The organism is Gordonia sp. SMJS1, assembly GCF_029866425.1.
Taxonomy (GTDB): domain Bacteria; phylum Actinomycetota; class Actinomycetes; order Mycobacteriales; family Mycobacteriaceae; genus Gordonia; species Gordonia hongkongensis.
The window spans coordinates 1,483,142-1,503,656 of record NZ_CP123381.1 but is presented as its reverse complement, the minus strand read 5'-3'; the positions used below and the strand labels follow the sequence as shown (position 1 = coordinate 1,503,656).

The 20,515-nt window shown below is 67.2% G+C and carries 16 protein-coding genes; 7 read left to right on the top strand and 9 right to left on the bottom strand.

What is annotated here, in order from left to right; genetic code table 11:
- Nucleotides 1-120: 120 nt before the first annotated feature.
- Complete coding sequence (locus tag QAD21_RS06825; RefSeq protein ID WP_165630333.1) at nucleotides 121-1,671, top strand: alanine/glycine:cation symporter family protein; 1,551 nt, start codon at nucleotides 121-123, stop codon at nucleotides 1,669-1,671.
- 57 nt (nucleotides 1,672-1,728) lie between these two features.
- Here the strand turns inward: QAD21_RS06825 and nhaA are convergent, their stop codons facing one another.
- Entirely contained in the window at nucleotides 1,729-2,988 is a 1,260-nt protein-coding gene (gene nhaA / locus QAD21_RS06820; RefSeq protein ID WP_280360951.1) for a Na+/H+ antiporter NhaA, read from the bottom strand.
- A 229-nt stretch (nucleotides 2,989-3,217) separates the two neighbouring features.
- Here nhaA and QAD21_RS06815 point away from each other — a divergent pair, with 229 nt between their 5' ends.
- From QAD21_RS06815 to QAD21_RS06805, 3 genes are all read left to right on the top strand, one after another.
- The gene (locus QAD21_RS06815; RefSeq protein ID WP_159370357.1) at nucleotides 3,218-3,889 is read left to right on the top strand and encodes an SAF domain-containing protein; all 672 of its coding nucleotides are present in this window, start codon (nucleotides 3,218-3,220) and stop codon (nucleotides 3,887-3,889) included.
- 177 nt (nucleotides 3,890-4,066) lie between these two features.
- Nucleotides 4,067-4,900, top strand: a complete 834-nt coding sequence (gene mscL / locus QAD21_RS06810; protein ID WP_280361630.1) for a large conductance mechanosensitive channel protein MscL — start codon at nucleotides 4,067-4,069, stop codon at nucleotides 4,898-4,900.
- 145 nt (nucleotides 4,901-5,045) lie between these two features.
- Nucleotides 5,046-5,174 carry a hypothetical protein gene (locus QAD21_RS06805; RefSeq protein WP_259937705.1) on the top strand — a complete coding sequence of 43 codons (129 nt, stop codon included), beginning with the start codon at nucleotides 5,046-5,048 and terminating at the stop codon, nucleotides 5,172-5,174.
- A gap of 430 nt (nucleotides 5,175-5,604) precedes the next feature.
- Here QAD21_RS06805 and QAD21_RS06800 read toward each other — a convergent pair whose 3' ends face one another.
- Nucleotides 5,605-6,228: a hypothetical protein gene (locus QAD21_RS06800; protein WP_065630205.1), complete on the bottom strand. Its 624-nt coding sequence runs from the start codon at nucleotides 6,226-6,228 to the stop codon at nucleotides 5,605-5,607.
- A 637-nt stretch (nucleotides 6,229-6,865) separates the two neighbouring features.
- Here QAD21_RS06800 and QAD21_RS06795 point away from each other — a divergent pair.
- From QAD21_RS06795 to QAD21_RS06785, 3 genes are all read left to right on the top strand, one after another.
- Entirely contained in the window at nucleotides 6,866-8,632 is a 1,767-nt protein-coding gene (locus QAD21_RS06795) for an ABC transporter ATP-binding protein (protein ID WP_280360948.1), read from the top strand.
- Nucleotides 8,625-10,526, top strand: coding sequence for an ABC transporter ATP-binding protein (locus QAD21_RS06790; RefSeq protein WP_280360946.1), 1,902 nt, complete (start codon nucleotides 8,625-8,627; stop codon nucleotides 10,524-10,526). The genes QAD21_RS06795 and QAD21_RS06790 overlap by 8 nt, the downstream gene beginning before the upstream one ends.
- Nucleotides 10,527-10,588: 62 nt before the next feature.
- On the top strand, nucleotides 10,589-11,569 hold the full coding sequence (locus QAD21_RS06785; RefSeq protein WP_280360945.1) for an alpha/beta hydrolase family protein: 981 nt from the start codon (nucleotides 10,589-10,591) through the stop codon (nucleotides 11,567-11,569).
- Here the strand turns inward: QAD21_RS06785 and QAD21_RS06780 are convergent.
- The 7 genes from QAD21_RS06780 to QAD21_RS06750 form a co-directional block, all read right to left on the bottom strand.
- Nucleotides 11,504-13,390 (bottom strand): ABC transporter ATP-binding protein, encoded by a 1,887-nt coding sequence (locus tag QAD21_RS06780; RefSeq protein ID WP_280360943.1) that lies wholly within the window; start codon nucleotides 13,388-13,390, stop codon nucleotides 11,504-11,506. The two genes, QAD21_RS06785 and QAD21_RS06780, sit on opposite strands and share 66 nt — an antisense overlap.
- Nucleotides 13,391-13,576: 186 nt before the next feature.
- Nucleotides 13,577-14,236 carry an MspA family porin gene (locus QAD21_RS06775; protein ID WP_280360941.1) on the bottom strand — a complete coding sequence of 220 codons (660 nt, stop codon included), beginning with the start codon at nucleotides 14,234-14,236 and terminating at the stop codon, nucleotides 13,577-13,579.
- Nucleotides 14,237-14,305: 69 nt separating this feature from the next.
- Nucleotides 14,306-14,947 carry an MspA family porin gene (locus QAD21_RS06770; RefSeq protein ID WP_280360939.1) on the bottom strand — a complete coding sequence of 214 codons (642 nt, stop codon included), beginning with the start codon at nucleotides 14,945-14,947 and terminating at the stop codon, nucleotides 14,306-14,308.
- Nucleotides 14,948-15,652: 705 nt separating this feature from the next.
- The gene (locus tag QAD21_RS06765) at nucleotides 15,653-16,321 is read right to left on the bottom strand and encodes a molybdenum cofactor synthesis domain-containing protein (RefSeq protein ID WP_058251498.1); all 669 of its coding nucleotides are present in this window, start codon (nucleotides 16,319-16,321) and stop codon (nucleotides 15,653-15,655) included.
- Between the two features lie 112 nt (nucleotides 16,322-16,433).
- Nucleotides 16,434-17,903 (bottom strand): trypsin-like peptidase domain-containing protein, encoded by a 1,470-nt coding sequence (locus QAD21_RS06760; protein WP_280360937.1) that lies wholly within the window; start codon nucleotides 17,901-17,903, stop codon nucleotides 16,434-16,436.
- Between the two features lie 206 nt (nucleotides 17,904-18,109).
- A complete protein-coding gene (locus QAD21_RS06755) occupies nucleotides 18,110-19,648 on the bottom strand; it encodes a HAMP domain-containing sensor histidine kinase (protein WP_065630214.1) in 1,539 nt (512 codons plus the stop codon).
- Nucleotides 19,648-20,334, bottom strand: coding sequence for a response regulator transcription factor (locus QAD21_RS06750; protein WP_058251501.1), 687 nt, complete (start codon nucleotides 20,332-20,334; stop codon nucleotides 19,648-19,650). The genes QAD21_RS06755 and QAD21_RS06750 overlap by 1 nt, the downstream gene beginning before the upstream one ends.
- Nucleotides 20,335-20,515: the final 181 nt, after the last annotated feature.

The window sequence follows — 20,515 nt, the reverse complement described above, 5'->3', positions numbered from 1 at the left end:
TGTCGCGCACCGCCGCGTGCCGTCGTGCAAAGTGTTCCCCTAGCTGAAGCAACCAGTTCACCGCTCGATCACCGGGTCGGACCGCCACGAGCGGCCGATCCCACCATCGCTGGAGCCGCCATGACCGACTTCCTCAACGACCTGAACAGCATCATCTGGAGCAATCCGTTGGTGTACCTATGCCTCGGAGTGGGGGTGTACTTCTCCATCCGCTCGCGGTTCCTGCAGATCCGGCACATACCGGAGATGATCCGGGTGATGCGCCACGGTCAGAGTTCGCCCGATGGCGTCTCGTCCTTCCAGGCGTTGATGATCTCGCTGGCCGGTCGCGTCGGCACCGGGAACATCGCCGGTGTGGCGACGGCGATCGCGTTCGGCGGTCCGGGTGCACTGTTCTGGATGTGGGCGATGGCGTTCCTCGGGGCCTCGACCTCGTTCGTCGAGTGCACGCTCGGCCAGATCTACAAGACCCGCGATCCGCTGACGAACGAGTATCGCGGCGGCCCGGCCTACTACTTCAGCAAGGCGCTGGCCCACACCAAGGCGGCCCCGTTCTTCAAGGTCTACGGGCTCATCTTCGCCGCCGTGACCGTCCTCGCCTGCGGGCTGCTGCTCCCGAGCGTGCAGTCCAACTCCATGGCCCTGGCGATGAACCAGGCGTGGGGTATCGCGGACTGGGCCGTCGCGATCGGCGTCGTCATCGTGCTCGCCTTCGTCATCATCGGCGGGGTCAAGCGCATCGCTACCTTCGCCACCGTTGTCGTGCCGTTCATGGCGGTCCTCTACATCCTCTTCGCGCTGGTGGTGGTGTTCCTCAACGCGTCCGAGATTCCCGAAGTCCTCCGGATGATCTTCGCCAGCGCCTTCGGGATCGACTCCGTCTTCGGTTCGGTGGTCGGCGCTGCGGTCATGTGGGGCGTCAAGCGCGGCATCTACTCCAATGAAGCCGGCCAGGGCACCGGACCGCACGCAGCCGCGGCCGCCGAGGTCTCGCATCCGGCGAAGCAGGGCTTCGTGCAGGCCTTCGCCGTCTACATCGACACCCTCTTCGTGTGCTCGGCCACCGGCTTCCTCATCATCTCGACCGGTGCGTACCGGGTGTTCGAGGGCGAGAGTGCCGACGGCGCGGTGATCGCCGACGGCGGACTGCTGCCGACGGCCACCGACGTCGGACCCACCTTCGTCCAGATCGGCTTCGACAGCATGTGGAGCGGCGCCGGTTCGACCTTCGTCGCGGTGTCTCTGATGTTCTTCTGCCTGACCACGATCATCGCCTACTACTACATGGCCGAGACCAACCTGCGGTTCCTGATGGGGAAGGCGGCGACCATCTACATCGGTCCGCTGCGCAGCACGCTGGGCTCGAACCTCACGATGCTCCTGCAGGCACTGATCCTCGTATCGGTGGCCATCGGATGCGTCTCGACCGCCAGCGAGGCGTGGACCCTCGGCGACATCGGAGTCGGGCTGATGGCGTGGCTGAACATCGTCGGCATCATCATCCTGCAGCAACCCGCGTTCAAAGCGCTGCGCGACTACGAGAAGCAGAAGAAGGAAGGCAAGGATCCGATCTTCGACCCGATCGCTCTCGGAATCGTCGGGGCGACGTTCTGGGAGTCCTACGGCCGGGCCGACGACCGCCCCGAAGAAGTCACCCTGTCCAAGAAGTGAGCCGACCGCCCGCGGTTCCCGTCACCGGGAACCGCGGGCGGCGGCGGCGGGGCGTGTCTACCCCCCGATGACGTCCTTGTCGATGTCGGGGATGTTGTCGCGGTTCATGTCCGGATCGCGGGCCTGTCGAGCGTCCCACCGCAGCAGGAACGCGGCGAGCACTGCCGAGACGACAGATCCGACGAGGATGGCCGCCTTGGCCGCGGCGGCATGGTCGTCGGAGCCGGCCTCGAAGCTCAGTTCCGCGATGAGCAGCGCCACGGTGAAACCGACTCCGGTGAGGAATCCGACGGGCAGCAGATCGCGGATGCCGATCGCGTCTGGTAGGCGCAACGGCGTGAACCGGGTCATCAGCCACGTCGAACCCATCACACCCACGACCTTGCCGACGACGAGACCGACGACGATTCCGATCGACACCGGTTGGACGATCGAACCATCACCACCCACGACGGTGACGCCCGCGGCCGCGAAGGCGAACACCGGCAGGGCGAGCGCCGAGGAGTACGGGCGGACCGCCTCGTCGAGTCGCTCGGTGCGCGGCTCCTCCTCACCACGGATCGCAACGGCCGGCACCACGAACCCGAGGAGTACGCCCGCAACGGTCGCGTGCACCCCGGACGCGTGCATCAGACCCCACGCGACGACGGCGACCGGGATGAGGACCGGCCACCACCGCCACGCCTGCCGCACCAGCACGGCGAAGAGCGCCACCGCGGCAAGGGCGGCCACCAGCATGACGAAGTCGATCTTCTCGGTGTAGAACGTCGCGATGACGATGATCCCGAGCAGGTCGTCGACCACTGCGAGCGTCAGCAGGAACGTCCGCAGGGCGAGCGGGAGACCGCGGCCGAAGATCGCGAGAACTGCGAGAGCGAAGGCGATGTCGGTGGCGGTGGGGATCGCCCAGCCGTGCAGCCCGTCCGGGTCGCCGATCGCCACCACGACGACGTAACAGAGCGCGGGCGTGACCATGCCACCCACCGCGGCCGCAATGGGAACACCGGCGAGTTTGAGATCCCGGAGGCTTCCGGCCACGAACTCGTGTTTCAGTTCGACTCCGACGACGAAGAAGAAGATCGCCAACAGCCCGTCGGACGCCCAGTGCGCCAGCGACAGATGTAGGTGCAGCGCCTCAGGCCCCACCTCGACATGGAGCAGAGAATCGTAGGCCTCCCGCCACGGCGAGTTCGCCCAGAACACTGCAACAGCGGCGGCCACCAGAAGCAGCGCCCCACTGGTCGTGTCTAGCGCCGCCCAGCGCCGGATGCGATCGGCCTTGCGTGCGCTGTCTGCTGTCGGTTGCTCGTCGGCCATAGGCTCTCCTCTGCTCGATCGCACGCGGTGCGCCGGACGCCGCCCGCGCGACGAGCGGCCGACCAGACTTCCCGGCACAGAACATCGATTCTCCCCCACCGCAATGCCGCGGGCCATTCCGGGCCCACGGCCGGACCGCTGTCCACACCGGTCGACGGCCCGATTGATGTTGTCCACAGACGAGTTCCACGGGCCGATCACCCGGGCAGACGGACCTAGCCTTCGTCACATGTCTCCCCCGTCGAAGCTTCCGTCGAAAGCCTCACTCGGGCCTCGAATTCGTGACCGGGTGAGTTCGGCGCTGCGACCGGGGTGGACGCGCAGCGTCCTGATCCGACGTGTCGCCGCGACAGGACTGGTCGTCGCGGCCGTGGTGGTGGGGGTTGCCGGAACACGCGCCGACGGCGACGTCGAGGTCATGGTTGCCGCGCATGACCTGCTGCCGGGACAGGTGGTCGAGATAGACGATCTGGCGCCGCGGAGCGTCGCGGAAGCCACGGTTCCCGACGGTGTCCTCACCGAGGCGGCACCCGCACTCGGGCGAACCGTGACCGGGCGTGTCCGCGGAGGAGAAATCCTCACCGATGCCCGCCTGCTGTCGTCACGTCTACCCGCCGACCTGACCGGGGACGACGATGCCCGGCTCGTACCGATACGACTGTCGGACGAGGCCGTGACCGCGCTGCTGCGACCCGGCGACGTTGTCGACGTGTTGACCGAAGAGGCGGAAGTGCTGGCCCGCCGCGCCGTCGTCGCACTTCACGCTGCCGAATCACAGTCGGGTGGTATCGCTCCCGGCGGGACCGCGGCCACCCCGGTGCTGCTCGCGATGGACGCCGCATCCGCCCATCGGGTCGCGGCGGCGGGGCTCGATACGGCGCTCGCGGTGGTCCTGCACTGACGAACGGGCGGGTCACGGCATCACGACACAGCCGGGGAAATCAAGTCAAATGGATCGGTTCGTTCGCGATCGTGGATAGGGTAGTACGAGCTCGCCAAGCTGCATGTCGGATTTGCTCCGATCGTGCACAGAATCGCCGGACAAGAGCAGGACATCACCGAAAAGAGGCCGCACACCGTGCTCAAGGGATTCAGGGACTTCATACTCAAGGGCAATGTCGTCGAGTTGGCGACAGCGGTCATCATCGGCGCCGCGTTCACCGCGATCGTCACCGCGTTCACGGATGGCATCGTCCAGCCGATCATCAACTCGATCCCCGTCGGCTCCGACGCGGCGCAGGGACTCGGCTTCCAGATCACCGACAACCCATCGACATTCGTCGACCTCGGCAGTGTCATCACCGCGGTGATCAACTTCCTGATCATCGCCGCAGTGGTGTACTTCATCATCATCCTGCCGTACAACAAGCTGGCCGAGCTGGGCGGTTTCGGCAAGAAGGCGGAGGTCACCGAGATCGCGCTGCTGTCCGAGATCCGTGATCTGCTGGACCCCGACGGCGCCTCGAAGGCCAAGGCGGAGGCCGAGAGTGATCTGCCGGCGCATCTCTCCGATCCGTCCGGTCCGGTCGGCGACTCCTACGGTCCGCCGTCGGGCTCCTTCGCCCCGTACGAAGCACCCGCCGGAGCCGGTACGACGCAACGCATCTCGACTCCGCCGACACCACAGGGCCCGCCGTCGCAACCCACTCCCCCGCAATCGGTTCCGCCGCAGAACGTTCCGTCCCAGTCCGTCCCGCAGAATCGTCCGCCGCAGGGCCCGCCGCCCGGAAGCCCTTCGGGCCAGCCGTATCCGACGCCGCAGCCGGCACCCGGTAGCTACCCGCCGCCCGGGAACTACCCGGGCCCCGGCAACTACCCGCCTCCCGGCCCCGGAAGCGGTTATCCCGGTGAGCAATACCCGGGCGACTTCCCGGGTGAGGGCCCGGACGCGCCGGGGCGTCACTCCCGCTGACACGCGGGCTCCGTCTCCCAGGAAGCTGACAGCCGGAGCCATCCAAACCCGAAGGTCGGCCCCCTACTTTGGGATTCGTCGCCGGAACGTGCGACCGCACCGGACCTGAAAGACCGGTGCGACCGAACGAGAACAGGATGAACGAATGCCGAACAAGCCCGCACCGAACCGTCAGTCGCAGACCCAGAACCGGCGTCCGGCGCGTCCGCAGCAGCGCACCCAACCGCGTGCGCAGGCCCGCCCCAGGACGTTCCCGTGGTTCTTCGGTAGCTGAGTAACCCCGCTCCCAATCCAAAAGTCTGCACAATTCCTGCTCCCTGAGGTGCGAGGAGCGCAGGCCACTGCCCTCTGCTCCCTGAGGTGCGAGGAGCGCAATCTACGCTCCCTCTGCTCCTTGAGGTGCGAGAAGCGTAGGCCACTGCCCTCTGCTCCCTGAGGTGCGAGGAGCGCAAGCTACGCCCCCTCTGCTCCCTGAGGTGCGAGGAGCGCATGCTACGCCCCCTCTGCTCCCTGAGGTGCGAGGAGCGCAAGCGACGAGCCACGAAGGGTTTGGCGACTTACCTCGTCAGCCCTTCGTGGCTCGCTTCGCTCACACCTCAGGGAGCATGGGGAGGACGCTTCGCTCGCACCTCAGGGAGCATGGGGAGGGCGCTTCGCTCACACCTCAGGGAGCATGGGGAGGGCACCTCAGGGGCAGTGCCAGTTCACGCCGGCGGATCGACGCGCTGCACCCAGACGGTCGGCCCGTCGGTCAGGGTGAACTGAGCCCGGACCTGCGCGTCCCACCGGCGCGCGTAGAGGGCCGACAGTCGTTCGTCACTCGTGCTGCACGTGACCGGCAGGCCTTCGCGACGGCCGCGCTCGATGACCGGGTCGACCAGCCCGGCGAGGGTCCCGCCTCGCCGATGATCCGGATGGACGAGCGCGAAGATCACCCGGATCGGATTCTCCGCGACCTGCGCTTCCTCCGATTTCCGCTGCAACTCGGTGAAGCGGTGGATGAAGCCGTCTATGACATGCACCTGATGCTTGGTGCGCGCCTTCATGTCCTCGTCGATCCGCCCGGCCTCGTCACCGGGGGCCGAGACCGCGATCAGCGCAATGAGGTCACCCCACTCGTCGAAGACTCCGTGTAGGCCTCGCAGGTACTCGACGAACAAGATTTCTCCGTACCAGCGGTACGCCTCGACTGGCGAGTCCCGCCCGATCAGCCATCGGTACACCGGGACCTCGCGCAGGCCGTGTTCGAGCAGATCGAGGGCGGCATCTTGATCCGATTCGACCAAATGTCGGGTCGTCGTGCCGCCCACTTGTACGCGATGCGTCATCGGTTCATATCAGCACATCGATTGCCTGTACGCGCCACCGGTCAGCAACAACCCCGGTCTTGGCATTCGGAAAGCTGAACCATACGGGGTTGCGAGAACTCTTCTAGTGATTGTCCCCTCACCATCACGACGATGACCGAGAGATGACCGAACGCCGAACTCTTGCGGTCAACCCTATTTATCGACCCCGCACGAAATGCTAGCTCTCCTGTAATCGAATAACGTACTGTCTGCGACGTGCTCGCCAATCGAAGTGCGTGCGAGCACGTATGCACCACCACCGACGAAGGAGATCTCATGGCAGAAGTGATTCAGGGCGCAATTTCCGACGCTATCGTCGAACTCGTCACCGGCTCGATCGAATCGGGTTCTGAAGACGCACCCGCCTGAACGACCCGAATACTGAGCCGCTCCGTGGTCAACTGCGGAGCGGCTTTCTTCGTCTCTGGAGCTCCTCGAATTGATCGCTGACCACTCCATTTAACAATCGTTTGAGACACATTGTTGATCAGCATTCCTGGTAAGAGCTTGCCACATGGATCAATTGCATAGACTGCGCTGGAACCGGCGTGAGCGGCTTCCGTCACCGAGCAAACCACCGCGCCAGCGTCACGACGACCCGGAGTAGCCTCACCAGATGCCCGTCACCCGCTCGATGAGCAAGGATGAGGTACGCGCCGCGCTGCTCGCGCTCCTGTTCGACGCGCTCCGGACAACCCGTTGGGCCTGCGCCGGTTTCGTCGTCTTCCAGCTCGCGTCGGTGTTCACCACGCTCGCCCAGCCCGCTCTCAACGCCGCGATCATCGACGACGGAATCCTGCGCGGTGACGTGGCGACCATCAAGCGCGTCGGGGTTCTCATGGTCGTGGTGGCCGTGGTCAACCTGGTGGTGTCGATCGGTGCCACATTCCTGGCCTCCCATATCTCGGCAACCGCGGCGCGCGACCTCCGCACGCGTGTGCACGGTCGGATCAGCGCCTTCAGCGATCCGCAGGTCCACTCCATCGGCCTCTCGAGCCTGCTGACGCGCTCCACCGGAGATGTGGGCCAGATCCAGGGATTCCTCTTCATCAGCCTGACCGTCGTGGTGACCGCGCCGTTGATGCTGTTCGGCGCGCTGGTGTTGTCGCTGGCGCAGGGCTGGCGGATAACGCCCGTGCTGGTGGTCGCCGGGGCGGTGCTGGTCATCCTCGTCGCCGTCCTCGTCCGGCGCCTGGTGCCGTGGGCTGCGCAGCTGCAGCGTCGTCTCGACGTCGTGAACCGGGTGCTGCGCGAGCAGCTGCGTGGGATCGCGATCATCCGCACCTTTCGGCGAGAGGACCGGGAACGCGCCCGGTTCGCGGTGGAGAACGACGAACTCACCCACGTGGCCCTGCGCCTCGGCCGACTGCAGGTCCTGATGCTGCCGTTGGTCACCGTGGTCTCGAACCTCGCCGTGGTCGCGGTGACCGCGCTGGGTGCGATCTTCGTCGACCGCGGTGAGATGCAGATCGGCCAGATCACCGCGACGGTCGGCTATCTCGCCCAGATCCTGCTGGCGGTGTCGCTGCTGACCATGATCGCCGGGGTCATCCCGCGTGCGGTGACCAGCGCCGGACGAATCACCGAGGTACTCGACACGGAGCCGCTCGACCCCGGCGACCCCGGTGACGGCCGGGCGCCCTCACCGCCCGCGATCGTCTTCGACGCGGTGTCTGTCGCCTATCCGGGCGCCGAGTCCCCCACCGTCGACCAGGTCTCCCTGTTCTGCGCACCCGGCACGGTGACCGGCGTCCTCGGCGGAACCGGAAGCGGCAAGTCGACGCTGCTGTCCCTACCCCTGCGGTTCGCCGACCCCACGTCGGGCGTGCTCCGATGGGATGCCGCCGACGTGACCGCCCTGGCGCCCGCCTGGGTTCGCGCACGCAGCGCCTTCGTGGGTCAGGGTGCGGAGCTCATCACCGGGACGGTCGCCGACAATCTCCGGATCGCCCGACCGACCGCCACCGACGACGAGCTGTGGGACGCCCTGGAGGTCGCCGCCGCGGCCGACTTCGTCTCGGCTCGACCCGGCGCTCTCGACGCCACGGTGGCGCAGGAGGGACGCAACTTCTCCGGTGGTCAGCGCCAACGGCTCGCACTCGCGCGTGCCGTGCTCCGCCGGCCCGCGCTGTACGTCCTCGACGACCCGTTCAGCGCTCTCGACGTCGACACCGAGGCCCAGATCATCGGACGGTTGCGCCGGACCGATCCGGATGCGACGGTCCTGATCGCCGCGCAGCGTGTGTCGTCGGTCCAGCATGCGGACCTCATCGCGGTGCTCGACGCGGGACGGATCGTCGGCCTCGGAACAGATTCGGAGTTGCGGTCACGCAGCGACATCTATCGGGAGATCGCCTACGCGCAGTCGGTGACCAATGCTTGACCAGAGATCGCAGGCGCCGGCGGTCGGGCCGAGGGGGAAGCAGGCGTCGGCAGACCGACCGACGGCTCGACGGCGCGATAAATCGCTGCGCTGGATCGTCCGGCAACTCGACCTGAGCAGAGGACGTGGGGCGTCCATCTCCCTCTTCGCGATCCTCGCCGCGGTCGGCGGCGTCGTAGCGCCGATCCTGTTCGGTGCGGTCACCAACGTGATCGTCGACGGCACGGTCGGCGACGCGACGATGAACTGGGGACTGCTCTGGACGCTGCTGGCGATCCAGGTCGGGGTGTTCGTGGCGGCCGCGGTCTGCAACCTCGCCCAGGGCCGGTTGCTGACCGTCGCCGTGCAGCGGTCGGTGGCCGGGTTGCGCGCACGCATCGAGGACAAGATCCACCGTCTTCCGTTGCGCTACTTCGAGAACACCACACGTGGTGTGTTGGTGAGCAAGCTGACCGCCCACACCGACAACGCCGCGACGGTGATCGCACCGGTGCTGGTGACCGTTCCGACGAATGCCTTGACGCTTCTCGTCGTCACCGCCGTGCTGTTCGTCATCTCCCCGATGCTGGCTTGTGTCGCCCTGGTCGCGGCACCCGTGTCGGCGCTGGCCGCGGTCCTGCTCGCCCGCCGGGCACGACCGCACCTGGAGTCCCGCTGGACGACCACGGCCGCGCTCACGGGGCATATCGAAGAGGAACTCAGCGCGCGCCGGATGTTGCAGGCGTACAACGCCGAGCCGACCGCCGCGCGCCGCTTCGACGACCTCAACGACAAACTCTTCTCGTCGGTCCGCTCTGCCCAGTGGATCGGCGGTTCGCTGCCCTCGGTCCTCACCGCGGTCAACGCCCTGGTGTTCCTGATCCTGGCGGTCCTCGGCGGGATCATGGTGGTCGACGGGCACCTCAGTCTCGGGGCGGCTCAGGTTGTGGTGGTGTTCGCACAGCAGCTGACGAGCGCGGTTCGCGAACTCGCCGGGTTCGTCACCAAGGTGCAGTCCGGCACCGTGTCGGCGAGCAAGGTCCGTGAGGTGCTCGAAGCTCCCGAAGACGCCGCCGCCGACAACGGCCAGCCGGTACCGGTCTCGTCCGGTCGGCACCAGCTCCCACCCGAGATCGTCTTCGACGACGTGGGCTTCGCCTACGAGGAGGACAACCCCGTTCTCGACTCGGTGAGTTTCCGGATGGCGCCCGGCACGACCACCGCCGTGGTGGGGACCACCGGGTCGGGCAAGACCACGCTGACCAATCTCCTGCAGGCGTTCTACGCACCCAGTCGGGGCTCGATCACCATCGACGGGGTCGATCTCGTCGAACTCGGACCGCACCGGGTACGGGCGGCCATGGCCGTCGTCACCCAGGAGCCGTGGCTGTTCACCGGGACAGTCCGGGAGAACATCGCCTTCGGCATCGAGGACGGCCGCGCCGTCGACGCGGCTCTCACGGACAGCCACGTCGCGCAGATCGTCGCAGCGCTCCCCGATGGCATCGACACCGTGATCGGCCAGGAATCCGAGAACCTCAGCGCCGGCGAGAAACAGCTGGTCACCGTCGCGCGCGCGATTGCCGCGTCGCCCGGGATCCTCATTCTCGACGAGGCGACGAGCGCCGCCGACCCCCGCACGGAGTTGCTCGTTCAACGTGCCCTGCACCGTCTGCGTGCGGGGACCACCACCCTGCTGATCACCCACCGCATGGCGACCGCGGCGTTGGCCGACCAGATCGTCGTCCTCGACGATAGGGTGATTGCCGAAGCAGGGACCCACCATGAGCTGCTCGCCGCGGGCGGGATCTATGCCCGACGGTGCGGACTGGCGCCGGCAGACGCCGCGGCCGGCGACGACGAGAGCGTGAGCGGCAGCAGTCCCAGCGGTCCGGACGCGAGGTCGGACCCGTGACAGATGACAGGAGCCAGCGCGAGTCGGATCATCGGCTCGTCGTCTCCCGATCAGGAGGAAACGTGTACAGAGGTTTGCGCAAGCTCGGGATGGCAGCGGCGGTCGCGCTCAGCATCTCGCTCGTCGCTCCGATGACCGGCGGGGCGAGCGCCGCACCACGACTCGTCGACGCCGGATCGCCCGGGCGCGTGACCGACATCGTCGTGCATTCCGACGCGATGAACCGTGATGTACCGCTGACCGTGATCAAGCCGGCCGACGAGTCCAAGCCGCGCGGGGTGCTCTACCTCCTCAACGGTGCCGGCGGCGGCGAGGATCGCGCCAACTGGCTGGAGAAGACCGACATCGTCGACTTCACGCGCAACAAGAACCTCTACGTGGTCATCCCCAACGCCGGCCAGTACAGCTACTACACCGACTGGCAGAAGCCCGATCCGGTTCTCGGCGTGCACAAGTGGTCGACCTTCCTGGGCAAGGAACTCCCCGCGGTCGTCGATGCCACCTACAACACCTCCGGGCGCAACGCCATCGGCGGGATCTCCTCGTCGGCGACGTCGGTGCTGAATCTCGCCATCGAGCATCCCGATCTCTACCAGGCCGTCGGCTCCTACAGCGGCTGTCCGACGACGTCCGACCCGTTCGGTCAGGAGTACATCCGACTCGTCGTGGAGATTCGCGGGGACGGCGACGCCACCAACATGTGGGGTCCGTACGGCGGCTCCGGTTGGCGCGCCCACGATCCCGTGGTCAACGCCGCCAAGCTGCGTGGCCAGAAGCTCTACATCTCGAACGCCGGCGGTCTGCCCGGGCAGTACGACAATCCTCGCTACGTGAAGGACCTGGACACCCTGGCCGACCAGATCGCCGTGGGCGGAGTCATCGAGGGCGCCACCCTGGGCTGCACCGTCCAGCTCCTGAATCGTCTCGGGCAGTTGAACATCCCGGCGACGGTGGACCTCCCGCCGGCGGGAACCCATTCATGGCTGTACTGGCAGGACCAGCTGCACCGTTCGTGGTCGTTCTACGAGCGCGCCCTCGCCTGACCGCGGCGCCACCGGAGCCGCATCGGCGAACCGTCCGTCGCGCAATTCGACTGTCCGGTCGGCGAGCTCGAGCACACGCGGATCATGGGTGATGAGGATAGTGGTCCGCAGTGACGCGACCCTGGCGAGTGGTTCGAGGATCCCGCTGACGGTCTCGTCGTCGAGACCTGTTGTCGGTTCGTCGAGGACGAGTACCGGGCGGTTCCGAAGGACCGTGCGCGCCAGCGCGATTCGCTGCTGCTGACCACCGGACAGGTTCTCCCCACGTTCGACGACCTCGGCGTCGAGGCCGCCGTTCATCCGCGAGATGAATTCGGCGGCACCTGCGGCCCGCGCGGCAGCTACGATGTCCGCTCTGGTCGCCGCGGTGCAGCCGAAACGGATGTTGTCCGCGATCGTGCCACGCATCAACGCCGGCCGTTGATGAAGCACCGACAGGTGCTCTCTCAGATCGCTCACGTCGAGGTGGCGAATGTCGGTGCCGTTCAGCCGGATCGACCCCGCGTCGGGGTCGTACAGACGCAGCAGCAGACGGGTCAGGGTGCTCTTGCCGGCCCCACTGGGACCCGTGACCGCCACTGTCTCGCCCGCACGGATCTCCAGGTGGGCGTCCTCGAGGACTCGGGACCCGTGGTCCGGGTATGCGAAGGAGACCCCGGTCAACGACAGACTCACCGAGGCGGGCACGACCGAACGATGCCCGGGAATCGGGTCGATGGCCGCTGGTTCGGGCGCAATCGATTCGGGCGCAATCGGTTCGGCGACACCCGCCGGCGCGTCGAGGACCTCGGCCACCCGTTCGGCGCTCGCGGTCGCGGACGTGACCTCGACGAGCAGACCGCCGAGCGTCTGGATCTGCGGATAGAGGTACCCGAGATATCCGGTCAGGGCGATGAGCGTGCCCAGTTGCGCATCACCGCCGGCGATGAGCCACGCCCCGAACGCGATGACGACGATCATGCAGAGCACTTCGGCGACCGTGACCGCCTCGGCGAACGCCGCCCCGGCGCGGGACTCCGACATCCGGGCCTCCCGCCATCGGCGGTTCTGCTCCAGGACCCGGGCTCGGTGGTGCGAGGTCTGGTTGTCGGCCTGCAACGCCACCATGTTGCCGATCCCCTCGGCGACCAGTGCAGCGATTCGGCCGGCAGCTTGCCGCTCGCGACGCGACGCACGTTTGACCACAGCGCCGAATCGGCGGGCCGTCACCCAGAGCAGCGGCGCGAGAACGGCGGCGACAAGGGCCAACTGCCAGTTGGTCGCGAAGGCGGCGCCACCGTAGACGAGGAGGCTCACGGTGGCTACGACGCCGGAGACCACACCCGACGACACGAGACTGTCGACCGCCTCGACGTCGGCGGTGGTGCGCGACACCAGGTCTCCGTCACCGAACCGGTCCCGCGTGTGCGGCGCGAGTCGCTGGATGTGCGCGTACAGCTGACCCCGGAGACGCAGCAGTACCGTCTCGGTCACTCCTGCGGTCAGGATCCCGCCCGCATACGACGACACGGCGCCGAGAAGGGAGACACCCACCCAGATCATCATCGGGCTGGACAGCGCGCTCAGATCGCCGGTCACCAGCACGTCGTCGACGATGTGCGCGAAGAGCGCGACGGTGACCACCGTGGTGCCGACCTGCACGAGGTGGCAGATGACAGCGACCGCGAGACGCCATCGCAGTCCGGCGGCCAAGGGCGCAAAGCGGCGGATGGTAGCCGACACGGTGAGAGTCGCCGGACGGGACTCCCGCGTCGGGACGCATGGCCCCACGTCGCCCGCGCTCGGATCGTCAACCGGTCTCGGTTCGGTGGCGGTGGACATGTCGATGGCTCCTCACCGGCGGGATGGGCACCGCCGGCACCGAGACTACGACCGAGTACTGATGGATTTCACTGCGAGACAGCCGGTTACAGGAGACTCACAGCGACACCGAACCGACCCCACAACAACGACCGCGGGGCGGGAATCCATTCGGATTCCCGCCCCGCGGCGTGGTAGTGGAGTCGATCAGCCGATGCTGAACGGCTTGCCGTACAGGGTGATGACGCCCTTGACCGCGTCGGTGCTGACGGTCACCTTGATCTTGGCCTTGGCCGAAGCGTAGCCAGCGCAACCGTCGAGTCCGAACTTCTCCTGACTGTAGGCGACGCCGCCCTTCTGTCCCTTGAAGGAGTAGTCACTGACTTCGTAGTCCTTGTAGGAAGTGTCGTCGCCGGAGGTTTCCGAGATGATCGGCACATAGTTCGCTTCGCCGGGTCCGAGCGAGAAGGTTGTTCCGAGCTCAGCACTCGGACTCGGCCCATCCTCTGTTACCTCGACCCCAGCGCCAGCCTCGGGATCGACTCCACCGAAGTTCACCTGGCAACCAACGAGGTAACCAGCTGCGATCGAACCGCCCTCAGCCTTGCCTCCAACAGTCACCCGAACCTTGCCCGACAGCCAAACTTCTCGGCTGGTCTGCACGTTGCTGATCGCACGCTGAACATTGACGAATTCGTCGAACAGTTGAACGGTGACGGGGGTCCCGTCAACCAGGGTACGGGTGACCGTGCCGCCGGGCAGCGGACCGGCGGTGGCCCCGCCGGCCGCCAGGCTGGTCAGGCCCATCGCGACGGCACCGGTGAGACCGGCCGCCGCAACCACGCGACGCGTGATGTTCTTCTTCATGATTCCCCTTCGTGGAATATCATCTGCTCAGGGCAGATAAGTCAGGAACTGCTTATTTATCTGCGCCGGTCAGTTGAGACTGAAGGGCTGGCCGTACAGGGTGGACTGAATGAGGGTACCCTCACCGCTGACCGTGCCGTCGTCGGTGCTGAAGCCCTTGGCGCCGATGACCTTGACTGCGGTGCGTGCCGAGGCGAAACCGCCGCACTTTTGCACACTGACCTCGAACCGGGAAAGCTGGACAGCCGCCTTACCCGCGTCCGAGAAATCTTTGTCAGTCACGTTGACGACCGCGACCTGGCCCGGCTTCAGTCCGATCGAGAAGGCGCCGTCGACAGACACGGACTCGAGATCGAACGCGATCGCGGCACCCAGCTCGACGTCACCGATATCGACCTGGCAACCCACCAGCAGCTTGACCGCGAGGTTGCCTTCGACGCCTTCACTCGCCTGGGCCTGGTAGACACCGGAAACAACGCCGGAGCGACCCGCACCGTTGTTGGCTACCGAGGGGGCAGGCAGCGCGAACTCGCCGGTGCGCCACGTCTGGATCGACTCACCATCGATGCCGACGGCCTTCTTGTAACCATCGGCCAGCTTTCCAGCGGCCGCCTCACCGGCACCCGCACCCGCCAGGCCCACGACCGCGGCCGAGGCGATCGCGACCGCGCCCGCGGCGCGGCGCAGCCCAAGCTTGCTGAACTTGCTCATTCGTTCCCTCTCACAGGATTCGGCTGTTACCCCGCGGAATGCACTCACACCCGCAAGTCATGACCCACGACGTTCGATGGGCTCCCACACAGTTACCACTAAGCCTGCTCTTACGCATGTCTTAGCCGTCGTTAAGAATCCATCGAATTCCTGGTCACTGCTGCGTCGTCACTCGCGACAGATCGCAGGACTCCCCCCGGTCCCCAACTCTGGGGACCGGTGTGTCGTCGAGCCGAACGTTATCGGAGCGGTCTCAAGTCGAGCAACAGGAGGACTCGGCCGTGTCACGAACAGGACACGCACCAGCGTGAATCTCGGATTCGCCAACGATAGAACGGCGAAAGTTAACGACAGGAAAACACGCTGATGTGACTACGTGCGTAAAGAGCGAAATCACCCGTGATGCGGTGGCCGCTGCGCCTCGTACCAATCCTTAGAGCGGCCTGTGTGATGTTCGTCACTCTCGTCTGAAGTCAGTTCAGGAAGGGTGTTTCCGAACACCGCATCGAGACGACGACGCCGCGCAGCTCGGTGCTGCGCGGCGTCATCATCGCTGCTCATCGAGGATTTTTGGGGTCCTGGGGACTCTGTTGCCACCGGTCTGGACGTCCAATCGAAAGCGGTCTGAAACCCTGTTAACCAGGAGTTTTCTTTGGATTGCTGAACATATTTGCAGGCTGCGGAGGAGCTTGCGGATCGGTCGGCTCAGAACTCGCTGATCGACTCGATCACGTACTTGGCGAGGGGAGCGGCAGTCGCCATGCCGTCGCGCACCGCGGCCCGCGAGTTGGCCAGGTTCACCACGAGTGTCTGTCCGGAGATTCCAGCCAGCCCGCGCGAAAGTCCGCCGTCGGTGGCTCCCGCCGCCAGCCCGGAGCTGCGGACGGCCTCTTCTATACCCCGCAGACGCCGATCCAGAAGGGGTTCGGTGGCCTCGGGCGTCACATCCCGGGCGCCGACGCCGACGCCGCCCACCGAGACCACGAGGTCCACTCCGCCGATCACCGCGGTGTTGAGCGCATTGCGGATCTCCACCTCGTCCCCGGAGACGACCACGGCGGCGTCGACGTGGAACCCCGCCTCGGCCAGCAGTTCACTCACGAGCGGCCCGAGCAGGCGCTGGTCCTCGCCGTGGGCCGCCTCGTCGTCGACGACGACGACCAGCGCACGACCGATCTCCTCGCCCTGCGGGCGGTGAGCGGCCTGTTCGTGGCGCGCGACGAACTCCCGTGCCGCGGCGTCGGCCGCGACCACGTCGGCGGGGTCGACCGGACCCGGCCCGCCCGCGAGGCGGACGTCCAATGAATTCTCGTCGAGATCGGTCTCGGCGGAGACGGCGGTGGTACCCGGGTTGCGCGGAGCAGCGTCGGACATGACAGGCCCTTTCTTGATGGGTGGAACCGTCGAAACGGTCGTTCGTGCTGCGCTGTGCCGGCGCCCGCGGTGGGCGCCGGAACAGCCTCCTCGATGCAGTTGTGGTGGGCGGTCAGCCGGCCTCGAGCGTGCCGAGCTTCACCTGGGCGGTCTTGGTGGCGCCGTTGTCCAGGTACGTCACGGTGACCGTGTCGCCCGGGGCGTGCGATCGGACCGCGGCGACGAGGGCGTCCCCGGAGGCGATGACGCGGTCGTCGACCTTCGTGATGACCGCGTCCTCGGGGATGCCCGCGTTCGCGGCCGGACCGCCGGGCGTCACCGCGGTGACGACGGCCCCGGGTGCGTCGGACGCGCCGCTCGGCCGTACCGACACACCGATGTTGGCGTGGCTGGCCTTGCCGGTGGCCTCGAGCTCCCGGGCCACCCGGATGGCCTGATCGATCGGGATCGCGAACCCGAGTCCGATGCTGCCACCGGCCTGTTGTTCACCCCCACCGAGGGTGGCGATCGCGGTGTTGATCCCGATCAGCGCGCCCCGGGCGTTCACCAGGGCACCGCCGGAGTTGCCCGGGTTGATCGCCGCGTCCGTCTGGATGGCGTCGATGACCGAGGTGGTGTTGGTCCCGGGGTCACGCGAGGTCAGCACGGGACGGTTGAGCGCGCTGATGATGCCGGTGGTGACGGTGCCCGCGAGCCCCAGCGGTGAACCGATCGCTATCACGTCCTGCCCGACGGCCAGGTTGTTCGAGTTGCCGACGGTGATCGGTGTGACGTCGTCGCGGTCGACCTTGATGACCGCGATGTCGGAGATCGGGTCAGCGCCCAGGACACGGGCCTCGGCCCGCGAACCGTCGGCGAAGTTGACCGCGACCCTCGACGCCGGGCCGTCGCCGCCGGCGCTGACGACGTGGTTGTTCGTCATGATGACGCCGTCCTCGCTGAGGACGACGCCCGAGCCGGAACCCATGGCCCCGCCGGACGCGACCTCGATGGAGACCACCGACGGGGTGACCCGGGCCGCGACCTCCTGCACGGAACCGGCCGGCGCGGCGACCGGCGTCGTGTTGTCGTTGCCGGGATCGCCGCCCAGCGGACCGTTGCTGGAACTGGAACCACCGTCGGACTCGGCGAGGTTGTATCCGGCCACGCCACCCACACCGCCCGCGACCAACGCCAGGACGAGTCCGGCCACCCCCAGCGCCACGAGGCGTCCGCCACTCTTCTTCTTGGCGGGTGCGGCCGAGGGGCCGTCCGGGCCCTGGTTCCCGAAGCCGGGCTGGGAGCCGAACGGCGGCTGTCCCGACTGTCCGTACGAGGGACCCGGACCGAAGTTGCCCTGGGGCGGGAACGGACTCGTCCCGGGCCTGCCGTACGACGATGTCGGTGCGTTGGCACCCGGGTAGCCCTGGCCGCCCGGTGCGGGGAAGGAGCCCGACGGCGGACCGAACGGACCGCCCTGTCGCGGCGCCTCGTTGCCGGACGCCGCGTGGTGGCCCCCGCCCGGCTGGCCCCCACCGTGTTGACCACCGCCGTGCTGACCGCCCCCGTAGGAGCTGTCACCGTGCGAACCGCCAGTCGTCATCTTCGTCTCTTCCTCGTCGGCCCGGCCATGCGCCGGTGCTTTCTGTCAGTGGCCGGGCCGGGACCGCAACACCTCGGCATCGTCGTACCCGAACTGCGCCTTCGGTCAACCCTAGGTGATCCGAGACCAGGTCACACCGGGCGAGTTCAAGGCTGTTCGCAGTCGTCGACAACCGAGTCGTCGGCCCGGCGCCACCCGCTTCTCCTCTACTGACGAATCACCTGCGGGGATGGTTCCGCCGCAGTTGCCCGGCCCGGCAGGGTCATCCGGATCAGCGCTCCCCCGAGCGGCGACGTGTCGGCGACCACGGTGCCGCCGTGTCGTTCGACCACCTGACGTACGATCGCCAGTCCCAGACCCGATCCCGGCATCGACCGCGACTGCGTCGACCGATAGAACCGCTCGAAGACGAGACCTCGGTCCTCCTCGGGGATTCCGGGACCGGCATCGGCGACGGTGAGCTCCGCGGTCGACATCCCGACCTGGGTCAGGCCGACGCGCACCGTACGGCCCGGGGGACTCCACTTCGCCGCGTTGTCGAGCACGTTCAGCACCGCCCGCGACAGTCCATGTGCCTCGCCGAACACGAACCACGGGGCGACGTCCACCTCGAACTCGACGTCGTTGCGGCGGCGTCGAACTCGTTCGAGGGCCTGCTCCACGATCTCGGCGAGATCGACCTCCTCGTAGACCACCTCCGGCGCGTCCTCGCGGGCGAGGTCGACGAGATCGCCCACGAGCGTGGACAATTCCTCGATCTGCGCCATCACGTCGGCACGGAGATCGACCATGTCCTCCTCCGGTACCGCCCGCGCCCCGGGACGACTCGCGGCGATCAGCAACTCCAGATTGGTCCGCAACGAGGTCAACGGGGTCCGCAGTTCGTGTCCGGCGTCGGCGACCAGACGTGCCTGCCGATCCCGGGACTCGTCGAGGGCGCGCAGCATGGCGTTGAAACTGACCGTGAGCTTGGCGAGTTCGTCGTTGCCGGTCACCGGGATGGGCGTCAGGTCGTTGGTCCGCGCGACCCGCTCCACGGCGCGGTTGAGACGCGAGACCGGCCGCAACCCGGCTCGCGCCACCGTCGTCCCGGCCAGGGCGGCGAGGGCGACCCCGCCGCAACCGACGACGAAGAGCACCCAGGCCAGACGCTTGAGCACCCGGTCGGTCTGGATGAGGCTCTGTGCGAGCACGAGGGTGTTGCCGTCGTCGAGTTTGCGGGTCAGGACACGCTGATTGCGCGTGGTGCGCAGGCTCTGCTGCGTGGAACCGGGTACGGACGGCGACCGGACGATGCCGCGTTCGACGTCGTCGAACGGCACCTGACCGATGAGATACGTCTCGCCGCTGGGGGTCACCAGCGCGATGGAGATGTTGGTGGAGAACACCGTTCCGGCCACCAGCTGCTCGGGCTGCGTACGCAGGACCCCCGCGCGGGCGAGCGCGGCCATCCCGTCGGCGCGACTCTCGAGCTGCTGGTCGACATCGTTGTACATCGCGCGATACACGACGAAATACGCGGCCGCGGCCATCAGACTCACCGAGACCAGCACGACGGTCGCCGACAGGATCGTCACGCGGGTACGCAGCGACACGGCGCGCATCAGCGGCATCGGCGCCCGCATCTCCTTCTCGTCCGACCCGACACCGGTGGTGTGCCCCGTGATCGCCCGGGTGAGGCGGTCGCGGAGGAGATCCCGGGTCTTCGGGTGTCGCGACGTCGAGTTCGACGACTTGCCGATCACTAGGGCGGCGTCTCCCGCAGGACGTACCCGACCCCGCGCACGGTGTGGATCAGTCGGGGTTCGCCGTCGGCCTCGGTCTTGCGCCGGAGATAGCCGACGTACACCTCGAGCGCATTACCCGACGTCGGGAAGTCGTAGCCCCAGACCTCTTCGAGGATGCGGCTGCGCGACAACACCCGGCGCGGATTGGCCATGAGCATCTCGAGCAGGGCGAACTCGGTGCGCGTCAGACTGATCGAGCGCTCGCCGCGGGTGACGTCGCGGGTGACGGGATCGAGCGACAGATCCGCGAACGTCAGGGTCTCCGAATCCGCGTCCTCGTCCGGCGAGGCACGGCGCAACAGCGCCCGCAACCGGGCGAGGAGTTCCTCGAGGGCGAACGGCTTGGGCAGGTAGTCGTCGGCTCCGGCGTCGAGGCCCGACACCCGCTCGGACACCGAGTCGCGAGCGGTCAGCACCAGGATGGGGAGGTCGTCACCGGCAGAGCGGAGCCGGCGGCACACCTCGAGGCCGTCGAGCCTGGGCATCATCACGTCGAGGATCGCCACGTCGGGCCGGTCGGCCAGGATCTTCTCGAGTGCCTCGATGCCGTCGCCCGCGGTCTCGACGCTGTAGCCGTTGAAGGTGAGCGACCGTCGCAACGACTCCCGGACGGCCCGATCGTCATCGACCACGAGGATGCGCATGGCTACAGTCTTATCCGCCCCGGCTGAGATCCGGCTGAGCAACGCCGAAACCCACCCGTTCAAGTGACGGAATCGGCGTTCACCTGCGGTTCCGGCGGCCTTTCACATCTGGGGCCGAGTTCTGTGAGGTCAAGTTGATGGATGCGTAACGCCAGGCTTCGGGTCGCGAAACATCGACCTC